We start from the raw sequence: 26,006 nt of genomic DNA, 5'->3' as shown, positions 1-26,006 counted from the left end.
TCGTCGTCATGATCCCACTCCGATGTTCACCGTGCTGCCCAGGGTTACGCCCAGCTGCCGGTGCACGGCACAACCCGGCGAGTTCAGCGGGAGCCACACCACCCGGTCGGGCATGTCGGTGATGAGCAGCGGCAGGCTGATCGATCCCCGCGGCGTGCTGACGGTCACCGCGTCGCCGTCGCGGGCGCCGATTTCGGCGGCCGTGTCGGCGGACAGCCGAACCGCGGGTGTGCGTGCGGTGCCGGCCAAATGCGGTTCGCCGTCTTGCATCCGGCCGTTGTCGAGCAGCATCCGCCAGCCGGTGAGCACAGCTTGTCCTTTTTCCGGCGACGTGGCCGGCTCCGGCGTCGCGACGGACGGGCCGGCCGCCCAGCCGCCGTCCCAGGTGCCCAGCCCGGCCAGTTCCGTGCGGGCGGCTTCGGCGGTCGAGAGCCCCAGATAGACGCCCATCTCCTCGGCCAGCGCGTCGAGCACCTGGTGGTCGGACTGGCTGGCTTGCGCGATGGTGCCCCGCAGCGCCGGCTCGAAGGGGCGGTAGCGGCCCTCCCAGTTGACGAAGGCGCCGGCCTTCTGCACCGTCGGCGCGACCGGGAACACCACGTCGGCGCGCTCGGTCACCGCGCTCTGCCGCAGCTCCAGGCTCACCACGAAGCCCGCGGCGTCCAGCGCGGCCAGTACGGCTTCTGGATCGGGGAAGTCGTCGGGTTCGACACCGCCCACCAGCAAGGCGCCCAGCGACCCGTCGGCGGCGCCGGCGAGGATGCCCTCGACGTCACGCCCACCGGCGGAGGGCAATTCGGAGACGTGCCACGCCGCCGCGATCTGGGCGCGGGCGGTCTCGTCGTCAAGCGGGCGGCCGCCGGGCAGCAGGGTGGGCAGCGCGCCGGCCTCCAGCGCGCCGCGCTCGCCGGCCCGGCGCGGCACCCACGCCAGCGCGGCCCCGGTGGTTCCGGCGAGCCGCGCCGCGGCGGACAATCCGCCGGGCACGGTGGCCAGCCTTTCGCCGACCATGATGACCGCGCCGGGCGAGGACAGCAGGTCGCCCACCTCGCCGGTGGCCAGCCCGTCCAGCGCCGCGGCCTCGCTCCCGGGAGCGGTCTTGATCAGATGCCCGGACATCTTCACCAGCGCCCGGGTGGCGAACGGCGCGACCGCGTACACCGGCAGCCCGCGCTTGCGGGCGGCCTTGCGCAGTCGCAGGAACACGATGGGGGACTCGTCCTCGGGCTCGAACCCGACGAGCACCACGACCGGCGCCGACTCCAGATCGGAATAGCTGACGTTGCGCCGTCCGGCGATGTGTGACGCCAGGAAGCCGGCCTCCTCGGCCGAGGTCGGGCGGGCCCGAAAGTCGATGTTGTTGCTGTCCAACACGATTCGGGCGAACTTCGAGTAGGCGTAGGCGTCCTCTAGCGTCGCCCGGCCGCCGACCAGCACACCCGTGCGTCCGCGCGCGGCCTCGAGGCCGCGGATCGCCGTCGCCATCGCGTGCGACCACGACGCGGGCACCAGAGCGCCGTCCGCGTCGCGGATCAGGGGAGTGGTGATCACGTCGGGTCGGGTCGCGTAGGTGAACGCCCACCGGCCCTTGTCGCAGTTCCACTCCTCGTTGACCTCGGGGTCGTCACCGGCCAGCCGGCGCAGCACCTTGCCGCGCCGGTGGTCGGTGCGCTGGGCGCAGCCGGACGCGCAGTGCTCGCAGACGCTGGGGCTGGACACCAGGTCGAACGGGCGGGCGCGGAAGCGGTAGGCCGTTCCGGTCAGCGCGCCGACTGGGCAGATCTGCACCGTGTTGCCCGAGAAGTACGAGTCGAACGGCTCGTTGGCGTAGATGCCGACCTGTTGCAGGGCGCCCCGCTCCTGCATGTCGATGAAGGGGTCGCCGGCGATCTGCTCGGAGAACCGGGTGCAGCGGGCGCACAGGATGCAGCGCTCGCGGTCCAGCAGCACCTGGGCGGAGATGTTGATCGGCTTGGCGAAGGTGCGCTTGACGTCGGTGAAGCGAGAATCGGCGCGGCCGTTGGACATCGCCTGGTTCTGCAGCGGGCACTCACCGCCCTTGTCGCACATCGGGCAATCCAGCGGGTGGTTGATGAGCAGCAGCTCCATCACCCCGTGTTGCGCCTTGTCGGCCGCCTCGGAGGTGAGCTGCGTCCGCACCACCATGTCGTCGGTGGCGACGGTGGTGCAGGACGCCATCGGCTTGCGTTGCCCTTCCACCTCGACCAGGCACTGCCGGCAGGCTCCGACCGGCTCGAGCAGCGGGTGGTCGCAGAACCGCGGGATCTGGATGCCGATCAATTCGGCCGCGCGGATCACCAATGTGCCTTTGGGCACGCTGATTTCGTTGCCGTCGATGGTGAGGGTGACCATCTCCGGCGGACGGACGTCGTCGCCGGTTTCGGTTTTGGCGGCACTAGTCAAAGCGTCAAGCCTTTCCGTTCGGCGTCAGCATGGAGTCTCTGGGATCGAACGGGCAGCCACCGTCTTCGACGTGGGCCACGTATTCGTCACGGAAGTATTTGATCGACGACATCACCGGGCTGGCGGCGCCATCGCCCAACGCGCAGAACGACTTCCCCAGGATGGTGTCGGAGATGTCCAACAGCTTGTCGATGTCCTCGCTGGTGCCCTTGCCGGTTTCCAGCCGCTCGTAGATCTGGTCCAGCCAGAAGGTGCCCTCCCGGCATGGGGTGCACTTCCCGCACGATTCGTGTTTGTAGAAGTACGTCCAGCGGCGCACCGCGCGCACCACGCAGGTGGTCTCGTCGAAGATCTCCAGCGCCTTGGTGCCCAGCATCGAGCCGACTCCGCCCACGCCCTCGTAGTCCAGCGGCACGTCGAGGTGCTCATCGGTCAGCAGGGGGGTGGACGATCCGCCGGGGGTCCAGAACTTGAGTCGGTGCCCGGCGCGCACCCCGCCGGCGTAGGCGAGCAGTTCGCGCAGCGTGATTCCCAGCGGCGCCTCGTACTGGCCGGGCCGGGCGACGTGCCCGCTCAGCGAATACAGCGTGAAGCCGGGCGATTTCTCGCTGCCCATGGACCGGAACCAGTCGACGCCGTTGAGAATGATCGACGGCACGCTGGCGATCGTCTCGACGTTGTTGATCACCGTGGGGCAGCCGTAGAGGCCCGCCACCGCGGGGAACGGCGGGCGCAGCCTGGGCTGGCCGCGCCGGCCCTCCAGGGAATCGAGCAGCGCGGTCTCCTCGCCGCAGATGTAGGCGCCTGCGCCGGCGTGCACCACCAGGTCCAGGTCGAACCCCGAGCCGTTGATGTCGCGCCCCAGGTATCCGGCGGCGTACGCCTCGGCCACGGCGTTCTGCAGGCGGCGCAACACCGGCAGCACTTCGCCCCGCACATAGATGAACGCATGGCTGGCCCGGATCGCGTAGGCGGCGATGATGACGCCCTCGACGAGCACGTGCGGCGTGGCCAGCATCAGCGGAATGTCTTTGCACGTACCGGGTTCCGACTCGTCGGCGTTGACCACCAGGTAGTGCGGCTTGGCGGCCGGGCCGGTGTCGCCCTGCGGGATGAACGACCACTTGGTGCCGGTCGAGAAGCCGGCGCCGCCGCGGCCGCGCAGCCCGGAGTCCTTGACGGTGGCGATGACGTCGTCGGGCGCCATGGCCAGCGCCTTCTTCATTGCCTCGTAGCCGTCGTGGCGCAGGTAGGTGTCCAGGGTCCAGGACTCCGGGTCGTCCCAGAATCGGCTGATGACCGGGGTGAGCGGTGTCGCCTCGGAGCTCGTCATGCCTGGCTCCCGGGCGGAGTGGGCGCCTGCATGCCGTGTTCCTTCGCCACCTTCAACCCGGCCAGGGTGGCCTCGCCCGCGCCGCCCTGGCCCTGGTCCGGGCGTTCGTCGGGCAGCCCGGCCAGGATGCGCGACGTTTCGCGGAAGGCGCACAGCGGCGCGCCCCGCGTCGGCGGCTTGGGCTCACCGGAACGCAACGAGTCGACGAGTTCGCGCGCCGACTCGCAAGTCTGGTTGTCGTAGAACTCCCAATTGACCATCACGACCGGCGCATAGTCGCAGGCGGCGTTGCACTCGATGTGCTGCAGGGTGACCGCCCCGTCAGGGGTCGTCTCGTCATTGCCGACGCCCAAATGTTCCTTCAGCGCGTCGAATATCGCGTCGCCGCCCATGACGGCGCACAGCGTGTTGGTGCATACACCGACCAGGTAGTCACCGGTGGGCCCGCGGCGGTACATGGTGTAGAAACTCGCCACCGCAGACACTTCGGCGCCGGTCAGTCCCAGCTGCTCACCGCAGAACTCCAGACCCGCCGGGGTCAGGTAGGAGTCCTCGGCCTGGACCAGGTGCAGCAACGGCAGCAGCGCCGAGCGCTTGTTGGGGTAGCGGCCGACGATCTCCTTGGCGTCGACCTCCAGCCGTGCCCGCACCTCCGGCGAATACGACTGCGGCGCACCCTCAACCACGAACGCGTTGGGTTCCTCGGGCGGCGGTCCGAGCCGGATGAAGACCGGCTGCCCCTGCGGGCCGGTCACCGGTCCACCCCACCCATCACCGGGTCGATGCTGGCGACCGCGGTGATCAAATCGGCCACCATGCCGCCCTCGCACATCGCGGCGACCGACTGCAGGTTGGTGAACGAGGGATCCCGGTAGTGCACCCGGTAGGGGCGGGTGCCGCCGTCGCTGACCATGTGCACACCCAGCTCCCCCCGCGGCGACTCCACCGCGGTGTAGACCTGGCCCGCCGGCACCCTGATGCCCTCGGTGACCAACTTGAAGTGGTGGATCAACGCCTCCATCGAGCTGCCCATGATCTTGGCGATGTGTTCGGGTGAATTACCCATGCCGTCGGGGCCCACCTTCAAGTCGGCCGGCCAGGCGATCTTGCGGTCCTCGATCATCGTCGGGCCCGGCTTCAACTTGTCCAGACACTGCTCAACGATTTTGATCGACTCCCACATCTCGTTGACGCGAATCATGTAGCGCCCGTAAGCATCACACGTGTCGGCGGTCATCACGTCGAATTCGTAGTTTTCATATCCGCAGTACGGTTCGCTCTTGCGCAGGTCGTGCGGCAACCCGGTGGCCCGCAGGATCGGCCCGGTGATGCCCAGCGCCATGCACCCCGTCAGGTCCAGGTAGCCGATGTCTTGGGTGCGCGCCTTCCAGATGGCGTTCTCGTTGAGCAGGTCGCCCATTTCGCGCAGCACCTGGCGCAGCGGCTTGAGGGCCTCCGCGACGTCCTTTTCGGCGCCCGGCGGCAGGTCCTGCGCCACGCCCCCCGGCCGGATGTAGGCGCTGTTCATCCGCAACCCCGAGATCTTCTCGAACAGGGTCAGCACGATCTCGCGGCCGCGGAAGCCGACGAACATCGGCGTCATGGCGCCCAGCTCCATGCCGCCGGTGGCCAACGCGACCAGGTGCGAGGAGATCCGGTTGAGCTCCATCATCATCACCCGGATGACGTTGACGCGCTCCGGTATCTGATCGGTGATGCCGAGCAGCTTCTCCACGCCAAGGCAATACGCGGTCTCGTTGAAAAACGGTGACAGGTAATCCATCCGGGTCACGAAGGTGACGCCCTGGGTCCAGTAGCGGTATTCCAGGTTCTTCTCGATCCCGGTGTGCAGGTAACCGATTCCGCAGCGGACCTCGGTGACCGTCTCGCCCTCGATCTCCAGGATCAGCCGCAGCACCCCGTGGGTGGACGGGTGCTGGGGACCCATGTTGACGACGATCCGTTCACCGGGGTCGGCGTTGCGCGCGGCGTCGACGATCTGGTCCCAGTCCTGGCCGCCGGCGACCAATACGGTCTCTGGGCTTTCGGCACCGCCCTGGGCCGAGTCGGTGATTGTGCTCATCAGTTGTACGCTCTCCGCTCGTCGGGCGGGGGGATTTGTGCGCCCTTGTATTCCACCGGGACGCCGCCGAGCGGATAGTCCTTGCGCTGCGGGTGGCCATGCCAGTCGTCGGGCATCTCGATGCGGGTCAGCGACGGGTGTCCGTCGAAGATGATGCCGAAGAAGTCGTAGGTTTCCCGCTCGTGCCAGTCAGTGGTGGGGTACACGCCGAACAGCGACGGGATGTGCGGATCCCCGTCCGGCGCAGCCACTTCCAGCCGGACGCGGCGGTTGTGCGTGATCGACTGGAGCGGATACACCGCATGCAGTTCGCGGCCCGTCTCGTCCGGGTAGTGCACCCCGCTGACGCCCAGGCACATCTCGAAACGCAGCTCCGGTTCGTCGCGAAGGCGCTGGGCCACCCGGGGAAGCGCCTCGCGGCGCACGTGCAGGGTCAGCTCGTCGCGGTACACCACGACTTTCTCTATCGCGTCGGAGAATTCGACGCCGGCGGCTTCCAGCGCGTCCGCCAGCCGGTCCACCACGTCGTCGAAGTAGCCCCCGTATGGGCGGGGGGAGCTACCGGGCAGCACGACCTCCCGGACCAGCCGCCCGTACCCGGTGGTGTCACCGCTGCCGGAGATGCCGAACATGCCGCGGCGCACGCCGATAACCTCGCCCTCGGCGCGGGGCGGGCCCCCGCCTTCGGTTGCCGCTTGCTTCGGGTCGTTGTCGGGTGAGCTCATCGCAGCAGCCCGCGCATCTCGATCGTGGGCCGGGCCGCCAGCGCGGCCTGCTCGGCCTCCGCGATGGCTTCTTCGCGGTTGACGCCCAGCGGCATTTCCTGAATCTTCTCGTGCAGCTTGAGGATTGCGTGCAGCAGCATCTCGGGCCTCGGCGGGCAGCCCGGCAGGTAGATGTCCACCGGGACCACGTGGTCCACGCCCTGCACGATCGCGTAGTTGTTGAACATCCCGCCGGACGAGGCGCACACGCCCATGGCCAGCACCCACTTCGGCTCGCCCATCTGGTCGTAGATCTGGCGGAGCACCGGCGCCATCTTCTGGCTCACCCGGCCCGCCACGATCATCAGGTCGGCCTGCCGTGGTGTGGCCGAGAACCGCTCCATGCCGAACCGCGCGATGTCGAATCTTGGCCCGGCGGTTGCCATCATCTCAATGGCGCAGCAGGCCAACCCAAAAGTCGCCGGCCACAGCGAGTTCTTGCGGACGTAGCCCGCCACCTTCTCGACCGTCGACAGCAGAATCCCACCGGGCAGCTGTTCCTCGAGACCCACGTCTACCTCAATCCCACGTCAGGCCGCCGCGGCGCCACACATAGGCGTACGCCACGAAGACCGTGAGCATGAACACCACCATCTCGACCAACGCGAACGTTCCCAGCGCGTCGTAACTGACCGCCCAGGGATACAAGAACACGATCTCGATGTCGAAGACGATAAAAAGCATTGCGGTCAGGTAATACTTCACCGGGAACCGCTGGCCGCTCGCCGCGTGCGGGCCACTGACCGGGCTGTCGGTCGGCTCGATGCCGCATTCGTACGGGGCCATCTTCGACTTGTTGTAGCGCGACGGGCCGGCCAGGCTGGCGATCGCCACCGATCCGACGGCGAAGGCCGCTGCTATCGCTCCGAGCACCAGGATGGGTATGTAGACGTTCAACTCGCTCCAAGATCTCCTCGTACGGGTCGCCGGTGCGGCGGCCGGGCGGGGGGCCGGGCTGCTGTGACGCACCCGGGCCGGGGTGGTCACAGTGACCTCCACAACATAGCGTCGCGAAGACAGGTGTGCTTTGTCGGGGTGGGGGTATCCGGGAAAGTTTTGCGTCACCGCAACCTGGCGGTAGCACGCCGCGCGCGCACGCCTGCGGGCACAGGGCTCGACGAGACCCTGTCGCCGCAGGTGAGGGGGTTGAGGGGGCTATCGGGTTGGGGTGCGGAGCAGCCCGAGGACCGTGCGGCCGAGCACGATGGGGTCGATGGGATGCGGCACGGCGGCCTCGGCCCGCGACCACTTCGCCAGCCAGGCGTCGTCCCTGCGGCCGGTGAGCACCAGGATCGGCGGGCAGGTCGCCAGTTCGTCTTTAAGTTGTTTGGCGATTCCCATGCCGCCGGTGGGCGTGGCCTCGCCGTCCAGGATGGCCAAGTCGATGCCGCCCTCGTCCATCTGCCGCACCACCATCGGGGCGGTCGCCACCTCGAGGTAGGTCAGCTCGGGCAGGTCCGGATGCAGATGCTTGCCCAGCGCCCGGATCACTTGCTCGCGGGTTTTGGCGTTGTCGCTGTAGACCAGGATCCGCAGGGCGACGCTGGATTCGGGGCTGGAGTCGGGCACGGTGCAGATGCTACTGGTGCCGCACCGGGTTCACTGGGCAGCCCGCACGAACACGACATCCGCCGTCGCCGTCGCCGTCGAGCCGATCATGCCGAGGCGATTCCAGCCCAGGTCGAACTGGGTGCGATCCACCTTGGTTTCCCCGGCGATCCGGATCGAGCCGTCGTCGAGCTCGGTGATCGTGGCGGACAGGGGCACCGGCGCGGTCACGCCCTTGATGGTGAAGGTGGCCCGGACATCGGCGGACTTGCCCTTGGTCGGATGCACCCCGGTGACGACGACGCTGATCTCACCGAAGCGCTCGACGTCGAAGAAGTCGGCCGAGCGCAGATGCTTGTCGCGACGGCCGATGCCGGTGTCCAGGGAGGCGGCGCGAATGTCGAGGCGGCCGAAAACCGCCTCCGTGCCCGTCAGTTGACCGTCGCCGCTGAACTCGGTGAAGCGGCCCTTGACCCGCACCAGGCCCCACATGTTCCTGATCTTGAAGCCCACGGTCGAGCGGTTCGGGACGAGGTTCCACACGCCGGCCAGGTCGGGATCGCTGAGAAGTGTTTCCAGAGTCGTCATCGTCACCCCCATCTGTCGTGGCGAATCTAACGTCAGTCCAGCAACCGCGCGATGTTTGCGGGGTCGAAGTATTCGTCGATCCGGTCCAGCAGGCCGTCCTCGGCCACCCTGATCACGATGCAGACCCGCATCGAGATCGTTTGTCCGGCACGGCCGGTGGCGTGCAAGACGTGCTGCTGGACGAAGCCTCCCTCGAAGAATCGCCGGTCCAGGATCTCATAGCGGCGCTCGGTCGTCGCGGATGACCGGCTATTCGGTGTCGTAGCCGGGGTGGGCCACCGCCACCCGGCGGCGCACCAAGGCGCGCAGGCAGGCGGTGACCTCGCGGGCCCGGTCGTCCATCTCGCCGGCCCGTATCGCGGTGGCCAGCTCCTCCTCGTCGGCGAACCCCAGGTCGGCCAGCGCGGCGCGGGATTCGGCCTCGCTTTCGTCGAGCAGTTCGCGCTCGACGATGCGCAACGCGTTGGCGGCCACCCGTGCGTGGAAGTTCACCTGCCCGCTGGTGGCCGCCCGCACGTCGGTTTCGAGGAATTCGGCCACCGCGGCCACCAGCTCGGCGGCGAGTGGACGGCCGTACGCGCCGATCATCGGAGGTCCCCCGATTGCCTGGCTTCTCCTCGCGCCGCTCCCCGGCGCGCATCGTCGCCCGGCGCTCCTTCGAGCAGGTCGAGCAGGTCCCACTCGGTTTCGCACACGCGGCGACCGATCGTGGCCAGCTCCACCGAGCGGAACTGGCCGCTCAGGTGCCGCTCCGCCTGGTAGCGGCAGATGACGCCCCAGCGCAGCGTGGCCAGCACCAGCCACCAGTGAAACGCCACCCGGTCGACGCTGGTCCCGCTAGCCTGCTCGTACTCACGCAAGAAGCTCTCGATGCTGCCGAGGCCGCCGGCGCCGAGGCCGGCCGGGGCTCCGAAGCGCCAGGCCCGGATGCAGAACCAGGCCAGGTCGTCGTAGGGGTCGCCGCGGTGCACCAGCTCCCAGTCAAGGACCGCGGCGAGGTGGGCCCCGGCGACGATGAGGTTGCCCATCCGATAGTCCCCGTGCACCAGCACGTCGGCCGTTGACTCCGGTCGGCGCGCCTCGAGCCAGCGAAACGCCCATTCGAAGGTGGCCGTTGTGTCACCCATCGCGTCGAGCCGCTCGCGCCACCGCGCGAGCGGATCCTCGCGAGCCAGGCCGGGGATGCCCGGGTCGGCGCGGTGGATGGCCGCCAGGGCCTGCGCGCATTGCCGCTGCAGCCCCGCGCGGGCCGGCTGACCGCCCGCCTCGTCGAGCTGACGCTGGATGCGCCGGACGATCGTCTCGCCCGGAATCTCGTCGCAGATCAGATACGGATTGCCCAGCGCGGCGGGCGAATCGTCGGCGATGAGGACGCGGGGGACCGGCGCACCGGCGGCAGCGGCGGCGGCCTGGGCGCGTGCCTCCAGCTCCATGCCGGCGTGCATATCGTCGGGCGCGCCGGTGCGCAGGATCAGCGCGTGCCGTCGCTCGCCGGCGACGGCGTCGAACGCCCACGTCGCGCGGCTGGCGCCGCCGGTGAGGGCGCGCAGGTGCTCGACGGTGACGTCGGCGCCGAGGACCGGCGCCAGCGCCGCGGCGATCTGGGTGGCCAGTTCCTCGGTGGACGTCACTTGCCAAACTTAAACAGCCGCTGGGCCACCCGGCGAATCTGGATCTCCTCGGCTCCCTCGGTGATCCGGTAGCGACGGTGGTGGCGATAGATGTGCTCGAACGGCTCGTGCCGGCTGTAGCCCAGCCCGCCGAAGATCTGCATGGCCCGGTCGGCGGCGTCGCAGACCAGTCGGTTGGCGCGGTAGTTGGCCATCGACACCTTGTCCGAGACCTCCATGTGGTGGTCGCGGTCGAGATGCCAGGCCGCGTACTGCACCAGCAGCCGCACCATCTGGGCCTCGGTCTGCAATTCGGCCAGTGGCCATTGCACGGCCTGGTTGACCGACAGCGGCTTGCCGAACACCGTCCGCGTGCCGGCGTATTCGGCGGCGCGGTCGATGCAGTATTGGGCCGCGCCCAGGCTGCTCGCCGCCTGCCGAATCCTGTTCTCGTGCAGGAACGTCTGCGCGACTTCCAGGCCGCGGCCCACCTCGCCGAGCACCGCGTCGGCGGGCACCCGGACATCGGTCAGGGTGACCTCGCCGTGATCGGTCGGCATGTTGAACGTCCACCAGTAGTAGGGCACGTCGAACCCGGGCGCGTCCGTCGGCACCAGGAACGCGGTGATGCCCCGGGCCTGGCCGGGTTCGCCGGAGGTGCGGGCGAAGACCAGGTCGTGGGTCGCGCGGTGGACGCCGGTGTTGAACCGCTTGGAGCCGTTGATGATCCAGCCGTCACCGTCGGCTTGCGCCCGGGTCTCCAACCAGGTGGCGTCCGACCCGTGCCGCGGCTCTGTCAGCCCGAAGGCCATCGACCGTTCGCCGGTGATCAACGCCTCCGACCAGTCGCGACGCTGCTCGTCGGTGCCGAAGCGCTCCATCATGATCACCTGCGGAAAATTCCCGACGATCGAGGACTCGTTCTGCAGATCGTTGTGCAGGCCAAGGCCCTTGTGCGCCAAGTGTTCCCGGATCACGGCCATGTCGACGTTGGTGCCGTCCCGGCCGCCCAAGGCGGACGGTAGCCCGTAGCGCAGCCAGCCCGCCTTGTCGGCTCGCCTGCGCATCTCGGCGAGCAGGTCCTCCCACTCGCGCGTCGGAATGCCGTCGTTGTCCCAGTCGGTGCGGGCGTGTTCGCGGCGCTTGTCGAAGTACTGGATGTGTTCGCGCTCCAGCGGCTTGATCTCGGCCTCGATAAACTCGTCCATCTCGGCGAGCAGACCCGGAAGGTGTTCGGGCAGTGTGAAATCCACAGCTTCTCCTTACATCCCGTAGAGCGTTTTCTTCCAGATCGTCGACAGGGTGGCGATGGCCGCCTGCTCGATGGCCTGCCTGGTTTGGCGACCCTTGGCGGTGAGCGCGTCCGGGGTGGGCATCAGGTCCGGATCCGGTCGCCGGCGCGCAGCAGCGCGCTCGGCAGGTCATGGCCCACAACCGATCGGGCGACTTTGGCGGCCGCGATGGCGGCCTGCAGGTCGACGTCCACGCCGATGCCGCTGTCGGCCAGCAGGTACACCAGGTCCTCGGTGGCGATGTTGCCGGTGGCGCCGGGCGCGAACGGGCAGCCGCCCAGTCCGCCCACCGAGGCGTCCAGCCTCCTCACCCCGGAGCCGACCGCGGCGTACGCGCTGGCCAGCCCGCAGCCGCGGGTGTTGTGGAAATGGCCGCCCAGTGGCAGGTCGCCGATCACCGGACGCAGTTGGGCGATCAGCGAACTCACCCGGCCCGGCGTGGTGGTGCCGATCGTGTCGGCGATCGATAGGCGGTCGGCGCCCCGGTCGCGGGCGGCCGCGGCGATCTCGAGCACGCGCTCGGACGGGGTCGGTCCCTCGAACGGCGAATCCCACGCGGTGGCGATGACCACCTCGACCTTGACGTCCGCGCCGTGCGCGATCGCGACGATCTCGTCGATCGCCTCGGTGGCCTGCGCCCTGGTGCGGCCGACGTTGGCCTTGCTGAACGTGTCGTCGGCGGCCACCACGTACTCGATCGAGCGCAGGCCCGCGGCCACCGCCCGCTTGGCCCCGTTGGGACTGGCCACCAGCGCGGAGAACTCGATGTCGGGGTAGTCGCGCAGGTGCGCGGCGAGCTCGGCGGCGTCGGCCATCGACGGCACCTTCGTCGGCGAGACGAACGCCGTGGCCTCCACCTCGCGGACCCCGGTCGCGGCGATCGCGGCCAGCAATTCGAGCTTGGCCGACAACGGGATCGGCGTTTCGATCTGCAGGCCGTCGCGCAGCGCCACCTCGCGGATGGCCACATGAGTGTTCACAGCACCTCCTCGGCGCGCAGTTCCGCGAGCTCCTCGGCGGTCCTGCCCAGCAGCCCGATGTAGACGTCGTCGTTGTGCTGGCCCGGCCGCGCGGGCCCGGCGTTGCGCAGGCGGCCCGGCGATTCGGAGAGCACCGGCACGATGCCCGGACCGAGGACGTTGCGCCCGATCCGTTCATCGAAGTGCTCGACCAGCATGCCGCGGGCGCGCAGCTGCGGATCTTTGACCACCTCCGCGACCGTGTTGATCGGACCGGCGATCACCCCCGCGGCGCTGAGGGTTTCGATGATCTCTTCGGGCTGGCGTTGCGCGGCCCACGCGCCGATGAGCTCGTCGAGCTCGTCCTGGTTGCGCCCGCGCGCGCCGTGGGTGGCGAACCGGTCGTCGCTGGCCAGCTCCGGACGGCCCATCGCCTTGCACAGCCGGGCGAAGACGGTGTCCTGGTTGGCGGCGATCACCACCCACGAGCCGTCGGCGCTGCGGTAGATGTTGGACGGCGCGATGCCGTCGAGCCTCGTGCCCGACGGTCCGCGCACGACGCCGGCGACGTCGTAGTCGGGGATGGTGGATTCCTGTACGGCCAAACATGATTCGGTGAGCGCGACATCCACCACCTGGCCCCGCCCGGTGATGCCCCGGCGGTACAGCGCGGCCAGCGCGCCTTGGGCGCCGAACATGCCGGCCAGGGTGTCGCCGAGCGAGAGCGCCAGCCGGGGCGGCGGCCCACCGGGGAAGCCGTTGAGGTGGCGCAGGCCGCTCGCCGCCTCGGCCACCGAGGCATAGCCGGCCTTGTGCGCGTCGGGTCCCGTCTGCCCGTAGCCCGACACCCGCACCAGGATGAGCCCCGCGTTGCGGGCGCTGAGCACGTCGTAACCCAGGTCCCATTTCTCCAGGGTCCCGGGGCGGAAGTTCTCCACCACGATGTCGGACTTGGCGACCAGGTCCAGGAACAGCCCGCGGCCGCGGGGCTTGCGCAGGTCGAGGGTGATGGCTCGCTTGTTGCGCGCGTGCACCGTCCAGAACACATGCTCCCCGTCGACCTCGGCCTGACCCCAGGTGCGCAGCGGGTCCGTGGCGCCGGGGGGTTCCACCTTGATGACGTCGGCGCCCATGTCGCCCAGCAGCCGGCCGGCGAACGGGCCCGCGATCAGCGTGCCCAACTCGAGCACCCGCACGCCGTCCAGCGGTCCGGTGGGTGTCACCGCGCCTCCGCGAAGTCGTGACGGACCAGCCGGTCGGTGATGACGTCGACGGCCGCACGCGGCTTGCCGTGCTGGTCGGGTCCCGCATAATCGTTTGTCGCGCTTGGGATTTCGTGCATCTCCTTGTCCGGGTGCCCGATCGCGTCGAAGAGCCGTCGGGTGTGGCTGGTTGTGCAGACGTCGTCCGCCAGATTACCGATGACCAACGCCGGGCCCGCGATGTCGGGCCCGCAGGCCACCCCGTCGCCGCGGGCGTCATCGTAACTCCAATGCGAGCGCCGGCCGCGCGACGTGGAGAAGCGGGCCAATCCGACCTGGCTCATGTTCACCACTCGAGGATCCCCCAGGTAGCAGGTTCCCGGGCTGGGTTCGCTGGGATCGACGGTCGGGTCCAGCTGGCCGCATAACCTACACATAGAAGAAAAAAGTCGACACTGCGTTGATTTCTCCGTAGGCTCGTGTCATGCCGAAGACGTTCTTCATCACCGGTGTCAGCACCGGACTCGGCCGGGCCTTCGCCCACGGCGCGCTGCAAGCCGGCCACACCGTCCTCGGGACGGTGCGCAAGACCGGCGATCTGGGCCCTTTCGAAGCCTTGGGCGCCAAGGCGCACGGCCGGATCCTCGATGTCACCGACCACGCGGCGGTCATCGACACCGTCGCCGACGCCGAGGCATCGATCGGGCCCATCGACGTCCTGATCGCCAACGCCGGGTACGGATTGGAGGGCGTCTTCGAGGAGACGCCACTGTCGGAGGTGCGCGCGCAGTTCGAGACCAACGTGTTCGGCGCCGCCGCCACCGTGCAGGCGGTGTTGCCCTACATGCGCAAACGACGGGCCGGGCACATCATGGCGGTCACCTCGATGGGCGGGTTGATGACGGTACCGGGCCTGTCGGCGTACTGCGCCAGCAAGTACGCGCTCGAAGGCCTGCTGGAGAGCATCGGCAAGGAAGTCGCCGGGTTCGGGATACACGTCACCGCCATCGAACCCGGGTCCTTCCGGACGGATTGGGCGGGCCGGTCGATGGTCCGCGCCGAACGCGCCATCGACGACTACGACGCGGTGTTCGAGCCTATCCGGCGGGCACGGCTGCGCGCCGACGGCAACCAGCTCGGTGATCCGGCCAAGGCCGCCGCGGCCGTCCTGACCGTCGTCGACGCGGCCGAGCCACCCCGGCACCTCGTACTCGGATCCGATGCGCTTCGGCTGGTCCGCGCCGGACGCGGCGCCGTCGACGCCGACATCGCGGCCTGGGAAGCCTTGTCGCGCAGCACCGATTTCCCCGACGGCCATCAGATTGCGGCCAGTTGACCCGGCGACGATCGGGCGAAGCCCGCAAGGGCGACCTCCGCCAGGCCGCGATCCTGGACGCGGCCGAGGAGCTCTTGGCCACCATCGGTTATGACGCGATGACGATCGCCGACATCGCCGAACGCGCGGGCATCACCCGGGGCGCGCTCTACTTCTATTTCGGATCGAAGCAGGACGTCATCACGGCGCTGTTCGCCCGCACCGTCGCGGTGCTGCACGAAAAGTCGCGCGCCGCAACCCAGGACGCCGCGAGCGGGGCGGCGGCGATCGACACCGCCATGAGACGGACCGAGGATCTGTGGCGCGAGCACGGCGTCGTCATGCGCACGGCGATCGACCTCGCGGCCACCGTCCCGGAACTCGATGCGCTGTGGCAAGAGACAGCCGACATCTTCATCTGTGCGATCGCGGCGATCCTCGAGCACATGGGCGTGCCGGCCGGTAAGCGGCCCGACCAATCGGCGGCCATCGCTGAAGCTTTGTGTTGGATGATCGAACGTAACTTTTATCAAGCTTCCCGAGTGTCACCCACCCGCCTGACCAAAGCGCGACAGACCTGCAGCGAAATATGGCTACGTGTCGCCACGGAGAAAGGGGAGCACCGCCAGCCCGCAGCTGCAGAGGCGATGGACTCCCTTCCCTAAGGGTTCGGTTCTCGAGAAACGGGACAACCGCGGCCCACACAAAGCCGGTCGCTTCCGCCGCGGGCCCGTCAGTCGCGGACGCGCACCACGACCTTGCCCTTGGCGGTGCGGTTCTCCAGCGACGCGACCGCGGCGCCGGCTTCGTCCAGGGGGTAGACCTCGGGGGTGGGGGCGGCCAGCTCGCCCGAGCTGAGCAGCTTCTCGAGCCCGGCCCACTGTTCGGCCAGCGCGTTCGGATGCGTCGCCGTCCAGGCGCCCCAGCCCACGCCGACCACGTCAATGTTGTTGAGCAGCAACCGATTAACCTTGACAGTCGGGATGTCCCCGCCGGTGAAGCCGACGACCAGCAGCCGCCCACCCGGGGCGAGCGAGCGCAACGAGTCGGTGAAGCGGTCGCCGCCGACCGGGTCGAGCACGACGTCGACGCCGCGACCGCCGGTGAGCTCCTTGACGGCGTCCTTGAATCCGTCGGCCAGCACCACGTCGGTGGCGCCGGCCGCCGTCGCGACGTTCGCCTTCTCTTCCGTGCTGACCACCGCGATGGTGCGCGACGCCCCGAGCAGCGACGCCAGTCGCAGCGTCGACGTTCCGATGCCGCCGGCGGCGCCGTGCACCAGCACCGTCTCGCCGTGGGCCAGCCGGCCCCGCACCGTCAGCGCGAAGTACACCGTCAGGTCGTTGAACAGCAGCCCCGCGCCCGCCTCGAAGCTCACGTTGTCGGGAAGCTTGAACACCCGGTCGGGTTGCAAGATCGCGACTTCGGCCATGCCGCCGGACAGCATGGTCAGCCCGACGACCCGGTCGCCGGCCCGCACGTGCGCGCCGTCCGGCGCCGAGCGCACCACCCCGGCGATCTCGGCGCCCAGCACGAACGGCGGCTCGGGGCGGTACTGATAGAGGCCCCGGGTGAGCAGCGCGTCGGGGAAGGCGGCGCCGGCGGCGTGCACCTCGACGACGACGCCGTCACCCGACGGTTCGTCGATCTCCGCCACCTCGATCGCGTCCGGACCGTCCAGCCGAGTCACCCGCGCAGCACGCATGGTCGGTCAGCCTACTGCCGACTCAAAATCCACCGGCGACCCGCACCACCGCCCGCCCGGTGAACTTGCCGGCGCGCACCTGATCCAGCACCTCGACGACGTCCTTGATGTCGACGTCGCTGGTGAGCAAGTCGAGGTGACGCGGCCGCAACGAATCGCCCACCAGCGCCCACAGTTTGCGGCGCCGGCCGATCGGCATCTGGACCGAATCCATTCCCAGCAGCGCGACGCCGCGCAGGATGAACGGCATCACCGTGGTGCGCAACGCCGGACCGCCGGTCAGGCCACTGCAGGCCACCGCGCCGCCGTAATCCACGGCGCTGAGCACGTCGGCCAGCGTCGCGCCGCCCACGCAATCGACGGCGCCCGCCCAGCGCGCCTTGGCCAACGGCCGCGGCTTGGCATCGGGATCCTCGGGCAGCCGGCCGATAATCTCCGCGGCGCCAAGCTCTTTGAGCAGCCCGGCCGCCCCGTCCTTGCCGGTCGAGGCCACCACCCGGTAGCCCGCGGCCGCCAACAGGTCCACGCTGACCGAGCCCACGCCGCCGGAGGCGCCCGTGACGACCACCGAGCCGGCGCCGGGTTCGATGCCCCAGTCGATGAGCGCCTGCACGCTCATGGCGGCGGTGAAGCCGGCGGTCCCGATCGCGGCGCCCTCGTGCGGGCTCAGCGCGCCGAGCGCGACGACCTGGTCGGCCGGCAGCCGCGCGTATTCGGCGTAGCCGCCGTGGTGGCCGGTGCCGATCTGGTATCCATGGGCCAGCACCTGCTGGCCGACGGTGAAGTCCGGTGACCCGGATTCGACGACCTCGCCGGTCAGGTCGATGCCGGGCACCACCGGGTAGCTGCGCACCACGCCGCCGCCCGGGGTTAACGCCAGCGCGTCCTTGTAGTTGACACTCGAATAGAGCACCCGGATCGTCACCTCACCGGGTGGCAGGTCGGAGGGGCTCAAGGTCTCGACCGAGGCGGTTATCCGGTCACCATCTTCGCGGGCGACGAGCGCTTGAAACGTGTCCATGTCCCGACGCTAACCTCACCGGGTGGATTCCTATCCACCCGGTCGCCGAGTGGTTCTCGCCCAACGTGCACTCAGTGCGAGAAAATCGCCGATCGGTCGCAGGGGTTGCACGTTCGGCGCAAACGGTGGCTACAAGACCTATTTGAGCTCGGCCGACGACAGGCCCAGCAAGCGGCGGGCGACCACCAACTGCTGGATCTGCTGGGTGCCCTCGAAGATGTCCAGGATCTTGGAGTCGCGCGCCCACTTCTCCAGCATCGATTGCTCGGAATAGCCTGCGGTTCCGGCCAATTCGACGGTCTTGAGGGTGACGTCGCTGGCCATGCGGCCGGCCTTGGCCTTGCTCATCGACGCCTCTTTGGAGTTGGGGATCTTGTTGTCGGCCTGCCACGCCGCGCGCAGCGCGAGCAGGTAGGCGGCCTCCCAGTCGGCCTCCATCCGCAGGAACTCGGCGGCCGCGGCGCTCTGGGCGTGCGACGGCTTGTCATAGGAGATGTCCACGCCGGCCTCGGTGAGGATCTTGCGAATTTCCTCCAGCGCGGCGCGGCCGACCCCGATGGCCATCGCGGCCACGATCGGGCGGGTGTTGTCGAAGGTCTCCATCACCCCCGAAAAGCCCTTGCCGACCTCGATTTCCGGATTACCCAGCAGGTTGTCCTTGGGAATGCGGACATTGTCGAACCGGATCGCCGCGGTGTCGGAACCCTTGATGCCGAGTTTCTTTTCCAGCCGCTCGACCGTCACTCCGGGGTGCTCGCGCGGCACGATGAACGACTTGATCGCGGCGCGGCCCGCCGACTTGTCCAGCGTGGCCCACACCACGATGTGGGTGGCACGCGAGCCCGCGGTGACGAAGATCTTCTCGCCGTTGATGACGTACTCGTCGCCGTCCAGCTTGGCCGTGGTAGACACCGCCGCCGAGTCGGAGCCGAAGCCCGGCTCGGTGATGGCCATCGCCGCCCACACCTTGCCGAGGCGTTCCAGCTGTTCCTCGGTGGCCACCGCGGAGATGGCCGCGTTGCCCAGGCCCTGGTAGGGGACCGACAACATCATCGCCACGTCGCCCCAGCAGGCCTCCAGGGTCTGCAGCAGGGCCGCCATGTTGGCGCCGTTGTGGTTTTGGTCCCTGTCCTTGTTCTCGTCGCCCAGATTGTCGGCCCCGGCGAATTCGATGGACTCCGAGGCGCCCGCGAACAGGTTGTACAGCGTGTCGAGTTCGACCGGGTACGCGTGTTCCTTCAGGTCGTACTTGCGGGCGATCGGCCGCATCAGCTCCGCGGCGCCCTGGTGGGTCTTGACGGCCACCGCCTGCAACTTGCGGGGCAGTTCCAAATTGATTGCCATGGTTGGTCTTTCGGCTTGAGTTGATGACGACTTAGATAACGACCTAGATAACTACGACGCCCTCGGCCACGCCGATGGCCCGCAGGTCGCGGTACCAGCGTTCGACGGGGTGTTCTTTCGTGAAGCCGTGGCCGCCGAGCAGCTGCACGCCGTCCAGGCCGATCTGCATGCCCTTGTCGGCGCCCAGCCGCTTGGCCAGCGCCGCCTCGCGGATGAAGGGCAGGCCCTGCTCGGCGCGGGCGGCGCCCCGCCAGGTGATCAGCCGCAGGCCGTCCAGCTCGATCGCGATGTTGGCGCACATGAAGGCGACGGCCTGCCGGTGGGCGATCGGCTCGCCGAAGGCCTCGCGCTCCTTCACGTAGGGCACCACGTAGTCGAGCACCGCGTGCGAAGTGCCGACCGCCAGCGCCGCCCAGCCCAGCCGGGACAGCGCGAGGGCCTCCGAATAGTCGTCGTCGGTCGCTTCGTCCTCACCGAGCCGCGCGCTCAGCGGCACCGTGACGCCGGAGAGCTCCACGTGGCCCAGGGCTGCCGCGCGGATGCCCATGCTCGGATCCGCCTTGACCGTAAGGCCTTTCGTCGACGATTCGACGATGAACAGCGCCGGCTTGCCGTCCAGTTGGGCGCCGACGATGAACAGCTCGGCGTCGGCCGCGGCCGGGACCAACGACTTCACGCCGTCGAGGCGGTAGCCGCTGGGTGTGCGCACCGCGGTCGTCTTGAGCTGGGTCGGGTCGAACAGCGGTTGTGGCTCGGCGATGGCGACGCAGGCCTGGGGGACGTTCTCACCGGCGAACTCGTGCAGATAGGTGGCCTGCTGGTCGGCGCTGCCCCAGTGCGTCAGCGCGGCGGCCACGCCGCCCGGGGCCAGGATCGGCAAGGCGAGTCCCATGTCGCCGTAGGCGAGTGCCTCGGCCACCAGCACGTTGGTCACACTCGACCGGTGGGCGGCGATGCCGTCGAAGTCCTCGGGGATGTTGATCGCGGTGATGCCCAACTCGGCCGCCTTGGCGATCAGGTCGGCCGGGTAGGTCGCCGCCTCGTCGGCGTCGGGCGCCGCGGGCCGCAACACCTCTTCGGCGAATTCGTTGAGGGTCTCGACGATCATTTGCTGTTCGTCGTCGGGCGTCAGGTCGAAGTAGTCCTTCCCGCTCGACTTCAGCCGGGTCGGCCCGCTGCGCACATTCTGCAGCCGCTTGAACTGCCGCGAGGCCGCGGCCGCGGTGGAGAAGACGGTCTTCGTGCCGTATTGCAGCCCCCGGTTGACCGGATCGCGCAGCCGGTATTTGTCCAGGAATTCCTGGCCCATGAGCGGGGTGAGCAGCGCGATGGCGATGTCGACGCCCGTGCGCTTGTGGTGTTGCAGCCCGACCGCGCTCTGATGGTCTTTGCGTTTACGACCCGAGCGGGCGGATTGAGAAGTTTTTGAACCGGAACCTTTGTCGGTCATGTCGGCAGCCTGTAAGTAGTTGGGGCAGTGCGAACAAGGCTATCTTACTCCGGAGTAAGATCACAGAGAACACTTGTTAACTAATTCACAGACCGCCGGCGCCGAGGGCGCCCAGGACGAGTTGTTGCAGTGGCCCGTTGGTCGCCACGGCGCTGCCGCGGTGCGGCCCCGCGACGCCGTCGAGCCCGGTCATCGTTCCGCCCGCTTCGCGCACCAGGACGTCGAGGGCGGCGAGGTCCCACACCGACACCTCGGGTTCGGCGGCGATGTCGACGGCCCCCTCGGCCACCAGGCAATAGGACAGGAAGTCGCCGAAGGCGCGCACCCGCCACACCGCGTCGGTCAGCCCGATGAAGCGGTCCCGCAGACCGTGCTCGGCCCAGCCGGACAGGCTGGAAAAGGACAGGCTGGCCGAATCGAGTTGCGCCACAGAGGAAACCGATAGTGGTCGCGGCGGTGCCCCGCCGACCGCGACGAACGCGCCCAGTCCGCGAGCCGCCCACCACCGGCGCTGCAGCGCCGGCGCGCTGACAACCCCGACCACCGGCACCCCGTCTTCGAGCAACGCGATCAGACTGGCCCACACCGGCACGCCGCGCACGAAGTTCTTGGTGCCGTCGATGGGGTCGATGACCCACTGCCGCCCGGTGAAAGTGGTGGTGCCCCCGAACTCCTCGCCGAGAATGCTGTCCTGCGGCCGTTCCCGCCCGAGCACCTCGCGCAGCTCGGTTTCCACCGAGCGGTCGGCGTCGGTGACCGGGGTCAGGTCGGGCTTGGTTTCAATGCGCAGATCCAGCGCGCCAAAGCGGGCGGAGGTAAGCGCGTCCGCGCCGTCGGCCAGCGTGAGTGCCAGCGTAAGATCGTCCCGGCTCATGACGCAGTCCTATCACGGCCCTACGATGGCGGAGTGTGGGAATTCGGAGTCCTGTTCCTGCTGCTGGCCGTCTTGGCGGTCGCTCTGGCTCAGCGGTTCGGACCGCGCGGCCCACGTGGGGACCTCGTGAACGGCACGCTGCTGGTGACCGGGGTGAGCCCGCGACCGGACGCCACCGGCGAGCAATTCGTCACCATCGCCGGGGTGATCAACGGGCCGACGGTCAGCGAGCACGCGGTGTATCAGCGCATGGCCGTCGACGTCCAACATTGGCCGACGATGGGCCAGTTGTTTCCGGTGGTGTATTCGCCGAAAAATCCGGACAACTGGAAGTTCGCGCCGTCCGAGCCGCCTCCGGTTTAGCGGACGCGTTCCTGATCAGCCGTGGCTGATCCGCAGCAGCTCGGCCAGGTTGGGTAGCTTGACGCGCGGGCGCCCGTGCGGCTCCCCGGCGGCGCGCTCATAGCGGTCGATGATCTCCCAGTGCGCGGAGGTGACCAGCTTGGGCTGGCGTTCCGCCAGCCAGTCGGCCAGCTGAGCGGCGTGGTCGTCGGGGAAGTCCGGCAGACCCGTTTCCTTCGCGCGATTCAGATCGGCGATCAGCGTGTCGACGGTGTCCTGGGAGTCCTTCTTGTTGGTGCCGATGACGCCGGTCGGCCCACGCTTGATCCATCCGGCGACGTATTCGTTGCGGCTACCCTCCACCCGCCCGGCGGTGTTGGGGATGGTCGCGGTCTTCTCGTCGAACGGAAGCCCGGGCGTGGGCATACCTCGGTAGCCGACCGACCGCACCACCAGCTGGACCGGCAGTTCCTCGCGCTCGCCGGTGTCCTTGGCGGACACCCGGCCGTCGTCGTCGGTGACCAGTTCGTTGCGGCCGAGCACGATGCTCTCCACTTTGCCGTCGCCCTTGATCTCGATCGGCGACGTCATGAACCGGAACACGATCCGACGATGACCGGGCCGCGGCGCGCGCGTGGCGTAATCGCGCAACACCTTGATGTTCAGCTTGGTCGTCTTGTCCGCGGCGGCCTCGTCCTCCGCGGTGATGCCCTCCAGCTGGGCGGGATCGACGATCACGTCGACCCCTTCCAGATCGGCCAGCTCACGCAACTCCAGCGTGGTGAACGCGGTCTGCAGCGGCCCGCGCCGCCCGATGATCACCACTTCCTCCACACCACACGGCCGCAGGGACTCCAGGGCGTGGTCGGCGATGTCGGTGCGTGCGAGCACGTCGGGATCGGTCACCAGGATGCGGGCGACGTCGAGGGCGACGTTGCCGTTGCCGACGACGACGGCCCGGGCACCCGACAGGTCCGGGCCGGGATCTTGGAAGTGCGGGTGCGCGTTGTACCAGCCCACGAATTCCACCGCGGCCATGCTGCCGGGCAGGTCCTCGCCGGGGATCTTCAGCGACCGGTCGGATTGCGCGCCGACGGCGTAGATCACCGCGTCGTAGCGCTCGGACAACTCGCCCGGCTGCACGTGCTCGCCGACGACCACATTGCCGAAAAACCTGAAGCGGGGATCTGCGGCCGTCTTTTCGAATTGCCTGCTGATCGACTTGATCTTCGGGTGGTCGGGCGCGACGCCTGAGCGCACCAGTCCCCAGGGGGTCGGCAGCATCTCCAGCATGTCGACGGCTACCTCGATGTCTTCGGTGGCGTCGGCCGCTTTGAGTAGGGAGGACGCGGCGAAGAACCCGGACGGTCCGGAGCCGACGATGGCAACGTGGTATGGGCGCATACTCGACCTTCTATTCGTGCCCGGTTAGCGCGCGGGGGGCTGTCGGCGCGCGGCGCGGGGTGCACATGATCGTGACTCGATGCTAAACGCATGACCGCTGGTCGTGGCCCGAGCACTCGCCGGGAGATGGAGCGCTTCGAGCGTCCCGGTAACGTTGTCCGCTGTGGAACCCGACCGTCAAGCCGACATCGCCGCCCTTGACTCCACCCTGACCACGGTGGAGCGGGTGCTCGACGTGGACGGTCTGCGCAGCCGCATCGAGAAGCTCGAACACGAGGCGTCCGATCCTCAACTGTGGGACGACCAGGCCAACGCGCAGCGGGTGACCAGCCAGTTGTCCCATGCGCAGGGGGAACTGCGCCGGATCGAGGAACTGCGCGGGCGCCTCGACGACCTGCCGGTGCTCTACGAGCTGGCGGCCGAAGAGGGCGCCGCCGACGCGCTGGCCGAGGCGGACGCCGAGCTGAAGGCGCTGCGCGCCGATATAGAGGCCACCGAGGTGCGCACGCTGCTTTCGGGCGAGTACGACGAGCGGGAGGCGCTGGTCACCATCCGGTCGGGCGCCGGCGGCGTGGACGCGGCCGACTGGGCCGAGATGCTGATGCGGATGTACATCCGGTGGGCCGAGCAGCACAAGTACCCCGTCGAAGTGTTCGACACCTCCTACGCCGAAGAGGCCGGCATCAAGAGCGCGACGTTCGCCGTGCACGCCCCGTTCGCCTACGGCACGTTGTCCGTCGAGCAGGGCACCCATCGGCTGGTGCGGATCAGTCCCTTCGACAACCAGAATCGACGCCAGACCTCATTCGCCGAAGTCGAGGTGCTGCCCGTGGTGGACACCACAGACCACATCGACATCCCGGAAGGCGATGTGCGCGTTGATGTTTACCGCTCCAGCGGGCCGGGCGGCCAATCGGTGAACACCACCGACTCGGCCGTTCGTTTAACCCACATCCCAACGGGTATCGTCGTAACTTGCCAGAACGAAAAATCGCAGCTGCAGAACAAGATCTCAGCGATGCGGGTGCTTCAGGCAAAGTTGTTGGAGCGCAAGCGTTCCGAAGAACGCGCTGAACTGGACGCGTTGAAGGGCGAAGGCGGCAGTTCGTGGGGCAACCAGATGCGCTCCTACGTACTGCACCCGTATCAGATGGTCAAGGACCTGCGGACCGAGTACGAGGTCGGCAATCCGGCCGCCGTCCTGGACGGAGACATCGACGGATTCCTGGAAGCGGGAATCCGGTGGCGCAACCGAAAAGATGACGACTAACACAACTCTTCTTGCCTCGACCGCCTCGCTAAAGGCGCTGGGCTGGCACGACTTCTGGCGCGGCCAGATCGGGCAATGGATCATCACCCGCGGCCTGCGCATCGTGATGGTGCTGATCGTGGCGGTGCTGGCGGCCCGGTTCGTGAACTGGGTGGCGCAGCAGGTCACCCGTCAGCTCAACATGGGATTCGCCGAGAGCGACGCGCTGGTGCGCTCCGAGGCCACCAAGCACCGCCAGGCGATGGCCTCGGTGATCTCCTGGGTGTCGGTGGTCCTCATCAGCATCTGGGTCATCATGCAGATCGCCGACGTGCTGCAGTTCTCGGTCGGGGGACTGGTCGCGCCGGCCACCGTGGTCGGGGCCGCCCTGGGTTTCGGCGCGCAGCAGCTGGTGCGGGACCTGTTGTCCGGCTTCTTCATCTTGGCGGAGCGCCAGTACGGCTTCGGGGACCTGGTCACCCTCACCGTCGTCTCCTCCACCGAAGCCAGCGGCACCGTCGAGAACGTGACCCTGCGGGTGACGCGGCTGCGCTCACCGGATGGCGAGGTGTTGACCATCCCCAACGGGCAGATCGTCAAGGTGGTCAACCTGTCCAAGGACTGGGCCCGCGCCGTGGTGGACATCCCGGTGTCCACCAGCACCGACCTGAACCGGGTCTACGAGGTCCTGCACCAGGAATGCGACCGCGCGATGGACAACCCGGTGCTGGGTGAGTTGCTGTTGGACGCGCCCACCGTGATGGGCGTGGAGAGCATCGAGGTCGACACCGTCACCTTGCGTCTGGTGGCCCGGACGCTGCCCGGCAAGCAGTTCGAGGCCGGCCGGCAGCTGCGCGTCCTGGTCATCCGGGCGCTGGCCCGCGCCGGCATCATGACCGCCGCGGACGCGACGGTGGGCCTGGTCGAAGACCCGTCGGTCCCGGCGGCCCAGGCGGCCGAGAAGCGAATCGACGACGACGTTCAAAGTGCGGTGCAGAAGCGTTGAAATTCACCCTGAGCCTCTTCGAAAAGCGCAGCGAAGACTCGGATGCGGATCGTCGCTGGCCGAAATACATGCTCGGCGGGCGAGTCCGCACGTCGACCCTCGTGCTGATCGTCGCCTTCTTCGTCGTGTGGTGGGTCTACGACACCTACCGCCCCGAACCGGCGCCCAAGCCGCCGGCCCAGCAGGTGGTGCCGCCCGGTTTCGTCCCCGACCCCAACTACACCTGGGTGCCGCGCAGTCGCGTGCAGCAGCCGCCGGTCGTCACCTACACGCCGACCCCGACGAGCACGCCGCCACCGCCACCACCGCCACCGCCGCCCGTGACGACGACCACGACCACGACCACGGCGCCACCGCCGTTCCCGCAGCTGCCGTGCCTGCTGCCGCCGCCCTTCTGCCCGCCCAGCACGAGCACGCCCACATCGCCGCCTCAGCTACCGCAGCCGGGACCCGGACCGGCGCCCAGTTCGCCGCCGCCGGCCAGTTGACTTGG

At 68.7% G+C, this 26,006-nt stretch carries 26 protein-coding genes and 2 pseudogenes; 6 read left to right on the top strand and 22 right to left on the bottom strand.

Annotated features, from left to right (window positions below; genetic code table 11):
• Nucleotides 1-6: 6 nt before the first annotated feature.
• From ACEL92_RS20320 to ACEL92_RS20245, 16 genes and pseudogenes are all read right to left on the bottom strand, one after another.
• Complete coding sequence (locus ACEL92_RS20320; protein ID WP_374022456.1) at nucleotides 7-2,424, bottom strand: NADH-quinone oxidoreductase subunit G; 2,418 nt, start codon at nucleotides 2,422-2,424, stop codon at nucleotides 7-9.
• A gap of 4 nt (nucleotides 2,425-2,428) precedes the next feature.
• The gene (gene nuoF / locus ACEL92_RS20315) at nucleotides 2,429-3,757 is read right to left on the bottom strand and encodes an NADH-quinone oxidoreductase subunit NuoF (RefSeq protein ID WP_374022455.1); all 1,329 of its coding nucleotides are present in this window, start codon (nucleotides 3,755-3,757) and stop codon (nucleotides 2,429-2,431) included.
• Nucleotides 3,754-4,512: an NADH-quinone oxidoreductase subunit NuoE gene (gene nuoE, locus ACEL92_RS20310; protein ID WP_374022454.1), complete on the bottom strand. Its 759-nt coding sequence runs from the start codon at nucleotides 4,510-4,512 to the stop codon at nucleotides 3,754-3,756. Before nuoE ends, nuoF begins: the two co-directional genes overlap by 4 nt.
• Nucleotides 4,509-5,840 carry an NADH dehydrogenase (quinone) subunit D gene (gene nuoD / locus ACEL92_RS20305; protein ID WP_374022453.1) on the bottom strand — a complete coding sequence of 444 codons (1,332 nt, stop codon included), beginning with the start codon at nucleotides 5,838-5,840 and terminating at the stop codon, nucleotides 4,509-4,511. Before nuoD ends, nuoE begins: the two co-directional genes overlap by 4 nt.
• Nucleotides 5,840-6,565: an NADH-quinone oxidoreductase subunit C gene (locus ACEL92_RS20300; RefSeq protein ID WP_374022452.1), complete on the bottom strand. Its 726-nt coding sequence runs from the start codon at nucleotides 6,563-6,565 to the stop codon at nucleotides 5,840-5,842. Before ACEL92_RS20300 ends, nuoD begins: the two co-directional genes overlap by 1 nt.
• The gene (locus ACEL92_RS20295; RefSeq protein ID WP_066946610.1) at nucleotides 6,562-7,116 is read right to left on the bottom strand and encodes an NADH-quinone oxidoreductase subunit B family protein; all 555 of its coding nucleotides are present in this window, start codon (nucleotides 7,114-7,116) and stop codon (nucleotides 6,562-6,564) included. The genes ACEL92_RS20300 and ACEL92_RS20295 overlap by 4 nt, the downstream gene beginning before the upstream one ends.
• 7 nt (nucleotides 7,117-7,123) lie before the next feature.
• Nucleotides 7,124-7,501, bottom strand: coding sequence for an NADH-quinone oxidoreductase subunit A (locus tag ACEL92_RS20290; protein ID WP_073872218.1), 378 nt, complete (start codon nucleotides 7,499-7,501; stop codon nucleotides 7,124-7,126).
• A gap of 258 nt (nucleotides 7,502-7,759) precedes the next feature.
• On the bottom strand, nucleotides 7,760-8,173 hold the full coding sequence (locus ACEL92_RS20285) for a hypothetical protein (protein ID WP_374022451.1): 414 nt from the start codon (nucleotides 8,171-8,173) through the stop codon (nucleotides 7,760-7,762).
• Nucleotides 8,174-8,203: 30 nt separating this feature from the next.
• The gene (locus ACEL92_RS20280; protein WP_374022450.1) at nucleotides 8,204-8,740 is read right to left on the bottom strand and encodes a YceI family protein; all 537 of its coding nucleotides are present in this window, start codon (nucleotides 8,738-8,740) and stop codon (nucleotides 8,204-8,206) included.
• A gap of 32 nt (nucleotides 8,741-8,772) precedes the next feature.
• Nucleotides 8,773-8,979: pseudogene (locus ACEL92_RS20275) on the bottom strand (DUF4440 domain-containing protein); the annotation flags it as partial.
• A gap of 10 nt (nucleotides 8,980-8,989) precedes the next feature.
• A complete protein-coding gene (locus ACEL92_RS20270) occupies nucleotides 8,990-9,328 on the bottom strand; it encodes a DUF6285 domain-containing protein (RefSeq protein WP_374022449.1) in 339 nt (112 codons plus the stop codon).
• Nucleotides 9,325-10,371, bottom strand: coding sequence for a phosphotransferase family protein (locus ACEL92_RS20265; RefSeq protein WP_374022448.1), 1,047 nt, complete (start codon nucleotides 10,369-10,371; stop codon nucleotides 9,325-9,327). The genes ACEL92_RS20270 and ACEL92_RS20265 overlap by 4 nt, the downstream gene beginning before the upstream one ends.
• Entirely contained in the window at nucleotides 10,368-11,603 is a 1,236-nt protein-coding gene (locus tag ACEL92_RS20260) for an acyl-CoA dehydrogenase family protein (protein ID WP_374022447.1), read from the bottom strand. Before ACEL92_RS20260 ends, ACEL92_RS20265 begins: the two co-directional genes overlap by 4 nt.
• A gap of 122 nt (nucleotides 11,604-11,725) precedes the next feature.
• Nucleotides 11,726-12,622 carry a hydroxymethylglutaryl-CoA lyase gene (locus tag ACEL92_RS20255; protein ID WP_374022446.1) on the bottom strand — a complete coding sequence of 299 codons (897 nt, stop codon included), beginning with the start codon at nucleotides 12,620-12,622 and terminating at the stop codon, nucleotides 11,726-11,728.
• A complete protein-coding gene (locus ACEL92_RS20250; protein WP_374022445.1) occupies nucleotides 12,619-13,824 on the bottom strand; it encodes a CaiB/BaiF CoA transferase family protein in 1,206 nt (401 codons plus the stop codon). Before ACEL92_RS20250 ends, ACEL92_RS20255 begins: the two co-directional genes overlap by 4 nt.
• Nucleotides 13,821-14,219: pseudogene (locus tag ACEL92_RS20245) on the bottom strand (alpha/beta hydrolase); the annotation flags it as partial. The gene ACEL92_RS20250 and the pseudogene ACEL92_RS20245, both read right to left, overlap by 4 nt.
• Nucleotides 14,220-14,287: 68 nt before the next feature.
• On the opposite strand from ACEL92_RS20245, the gene ACEL92_RS20240 reads away from it, so the two are divergent.
• Together ACEL92_RS20240 and ACEL92_RS20235 are read left to right on the top strand one after the other, a co-directional pair.
• Nucleotides 14,288-15,139 (top strand): oxidoreductase, encoded by an 852-nt coding sequence (locus ACEL92_RS20240; RefSeq protein WP_374022444.1) that lies wholly within the window; start codon nucleotides 14,288-14,290, stop codon nucleotides 15,137-15,139.
• On the top strand, nucleotides 15,136-15,783 hold the full coding sequence (locus ACEL92_RS20235) for a TetR/AcrR family transcriptional regulator (RefSeq protein WP_374022443.1): 648 nt from the start codon (nucleotides 15,136-15,138) through the stop codon (nucleotides 15,781-15,783). Before ACEL92_RS20240 ends, ACEL92_RS20235 begins: the two co-directional genes overlap by 4 nt.
• Nucleotides 15,784-15,851: 68 nt before the next feature.
• Here ACEL92_RS20235 and ACEL92_RS20230 read toward each other — a convergent pair whose 3' ends face one another.
• From ACEL92_RS20230 to ACEL92_RS20210, 5 genes are all read right to left on the bottom strand, one after another.
• Entirely contained in the window at nucleotides 15,852-16,823 is a 972-nt protein-coding gene (locus ACEL92_RS20230) for an NADPH:quinone oxidoreductase family protein (RefSeq protein ID WP_374022442.1), read from the bottom strand.
• 22 nt (nucleotides 16,824-16,845) lie between these two features.
• Nucleotides 16,846-17,844, bottom strand: a complete 999-nt coding sequence (locus tag ACEL92_RS20225; RefSeq protein ID WP_374022441.1) for an acryloyl-CoA reductase — start codon at nucleotides 17,842-17,844, stop codon at nucleotides 16,846-16,848.
• Nucleotides 17,845-17,982: 138 nt separating this feature from the next.
• Complete coding sequence (locus tag ACEL92_RS20220) at nucleotides 17,983-19,188, bottom strand: acyl-CoA dehydrogenase family protein (RefSeq protein WP_374022440.1); 1,206 nt, start codon at nucleotides 19,186-19,188, stop codon at nucleotides 17,983-17,985.
• A 43-nt stretch (nucleotides 19,189-19,231) separates the two neighbouring features.
• Entirely contained in the window at nucleotides 19,232-20,638 is a 1,407-nt protein-coding gene (locus ACEL92_RS20215; RefSeq protein ID WP_374022439.1) for an acyl-CoA dehydrogenase family protein, read from the bottom strand.
• A gap of 85 nt (nucleotides 20,639-20,723) precedes the next feature.
• A complete protein-coding gene (locus tag ACEL92_RS20210; RefSeq protein ID WP_374022438.1) occupies nucleotides 20,724-21,512 on the bottom strand; it encodes an inositol monophosphatase family protein in 789 nt (262 codons plus the stop codon).
• A 33-nt stretch (nucleotides 21,513-21,545) separates the two neighbouring features.
• Between ACEL92_RS20210 and ACEL92_RS20205 the strand changes: the two genes are divergently transcribed.
• Nucleotides 21,546-21,875 (top strand): hypothetical protein, encoded by a 330-nt coding sequence (locus ACEL92_RS20205; RefSeq protein WP_374022437.1) that lies wholly within the window; start codon nucleotides 21,546-21,548, stop codon nucleotides 21,873-21,875.
• 15 nt (nucleotides 21,876-21,890) lie between these two features.
• Here ACEL92_RS20205 and ACEL92_RS20200 read toward each other — a convergent pair whose 3' ends face one another.
• A complete protein-coding gene (locus ACEL92_RS20200) occupies nucleotides 21,891-23,258 on the bottom strand; it encodes an FAD-dependent oxidoreductase (protein ID WP_374022436.1) in 1,368 nt (455 codons plus the stop codon).
• Between the two features lie 163 nt (nucleotides 23,259-23,421).
• Between ACEL92_RS20200 and prfB the strand changes: the two genes are divergently transcribed.
• Genes prfB through ACEL92_RS20185 form a run of 3 tightly spaced genes read left to right on the top strand, consistent with a single transcriptional unit; the run spans nucleotide 23,422 to nucleotide 26,001 of the window.
• Nucleotides 23,422-24,528: a peptide chain release factor 2 gene (gene prfB, locus ACEL92_RS20195; protein ID WP_374022435.1), complete on the top strand. Its 1,107-nt coding sequence runs from the start codon at nucleotides 23,422-23,424 to the stop codon at nucleotides 24,526-24,528.
• The gene (locus ACEL92_RS20190; RefSeq protein WP_374022434.1) at nucleotides 24,518-25,513 is read left to right on the top strand and encodes a mechanosensitive ion channel family protein; all 996 of its coding nucleotides are present in this window, start codon (nucleotides 24,518-24,520) and stop codon (nucleotides 25,511-25,513) included. Before prfB ends, ACEL92_RS20190 begins: the two co-directional genes overlap by 11 nt.
• Nucleotides 25,510-26,001, top strand: coding sequence for a hypothetical protein (locus tag ACEL92_RS20185; RefSeq protein WP_374022433.1), 492 nt, complete (start codon nucleotides 25,510-25,512; stop codon nucleotides 25,999-26,001). Before ACEL92_RS20190 ends, ACEL92_RS20185 begins: the two co-directional genes overlap by 4 nt.
• Nucleotides 26,002-26,006: the final 5 nt, after the last annotated feature.

This window comes from Mycobacterium hainanense (assembly GCF_041890355.1).
GTDB lineage: Bacteria > Actinomycetota > Actinomycetes > Mycobacteriales > Mycobacteriaceae > Mycobacterium > Mycobacterium hainanense.
The sequence above is the reverse complement of the archived record's forward strand: the minus strand, read 5'-3'. Positions and strand labels throughout refer to the sequence as shown.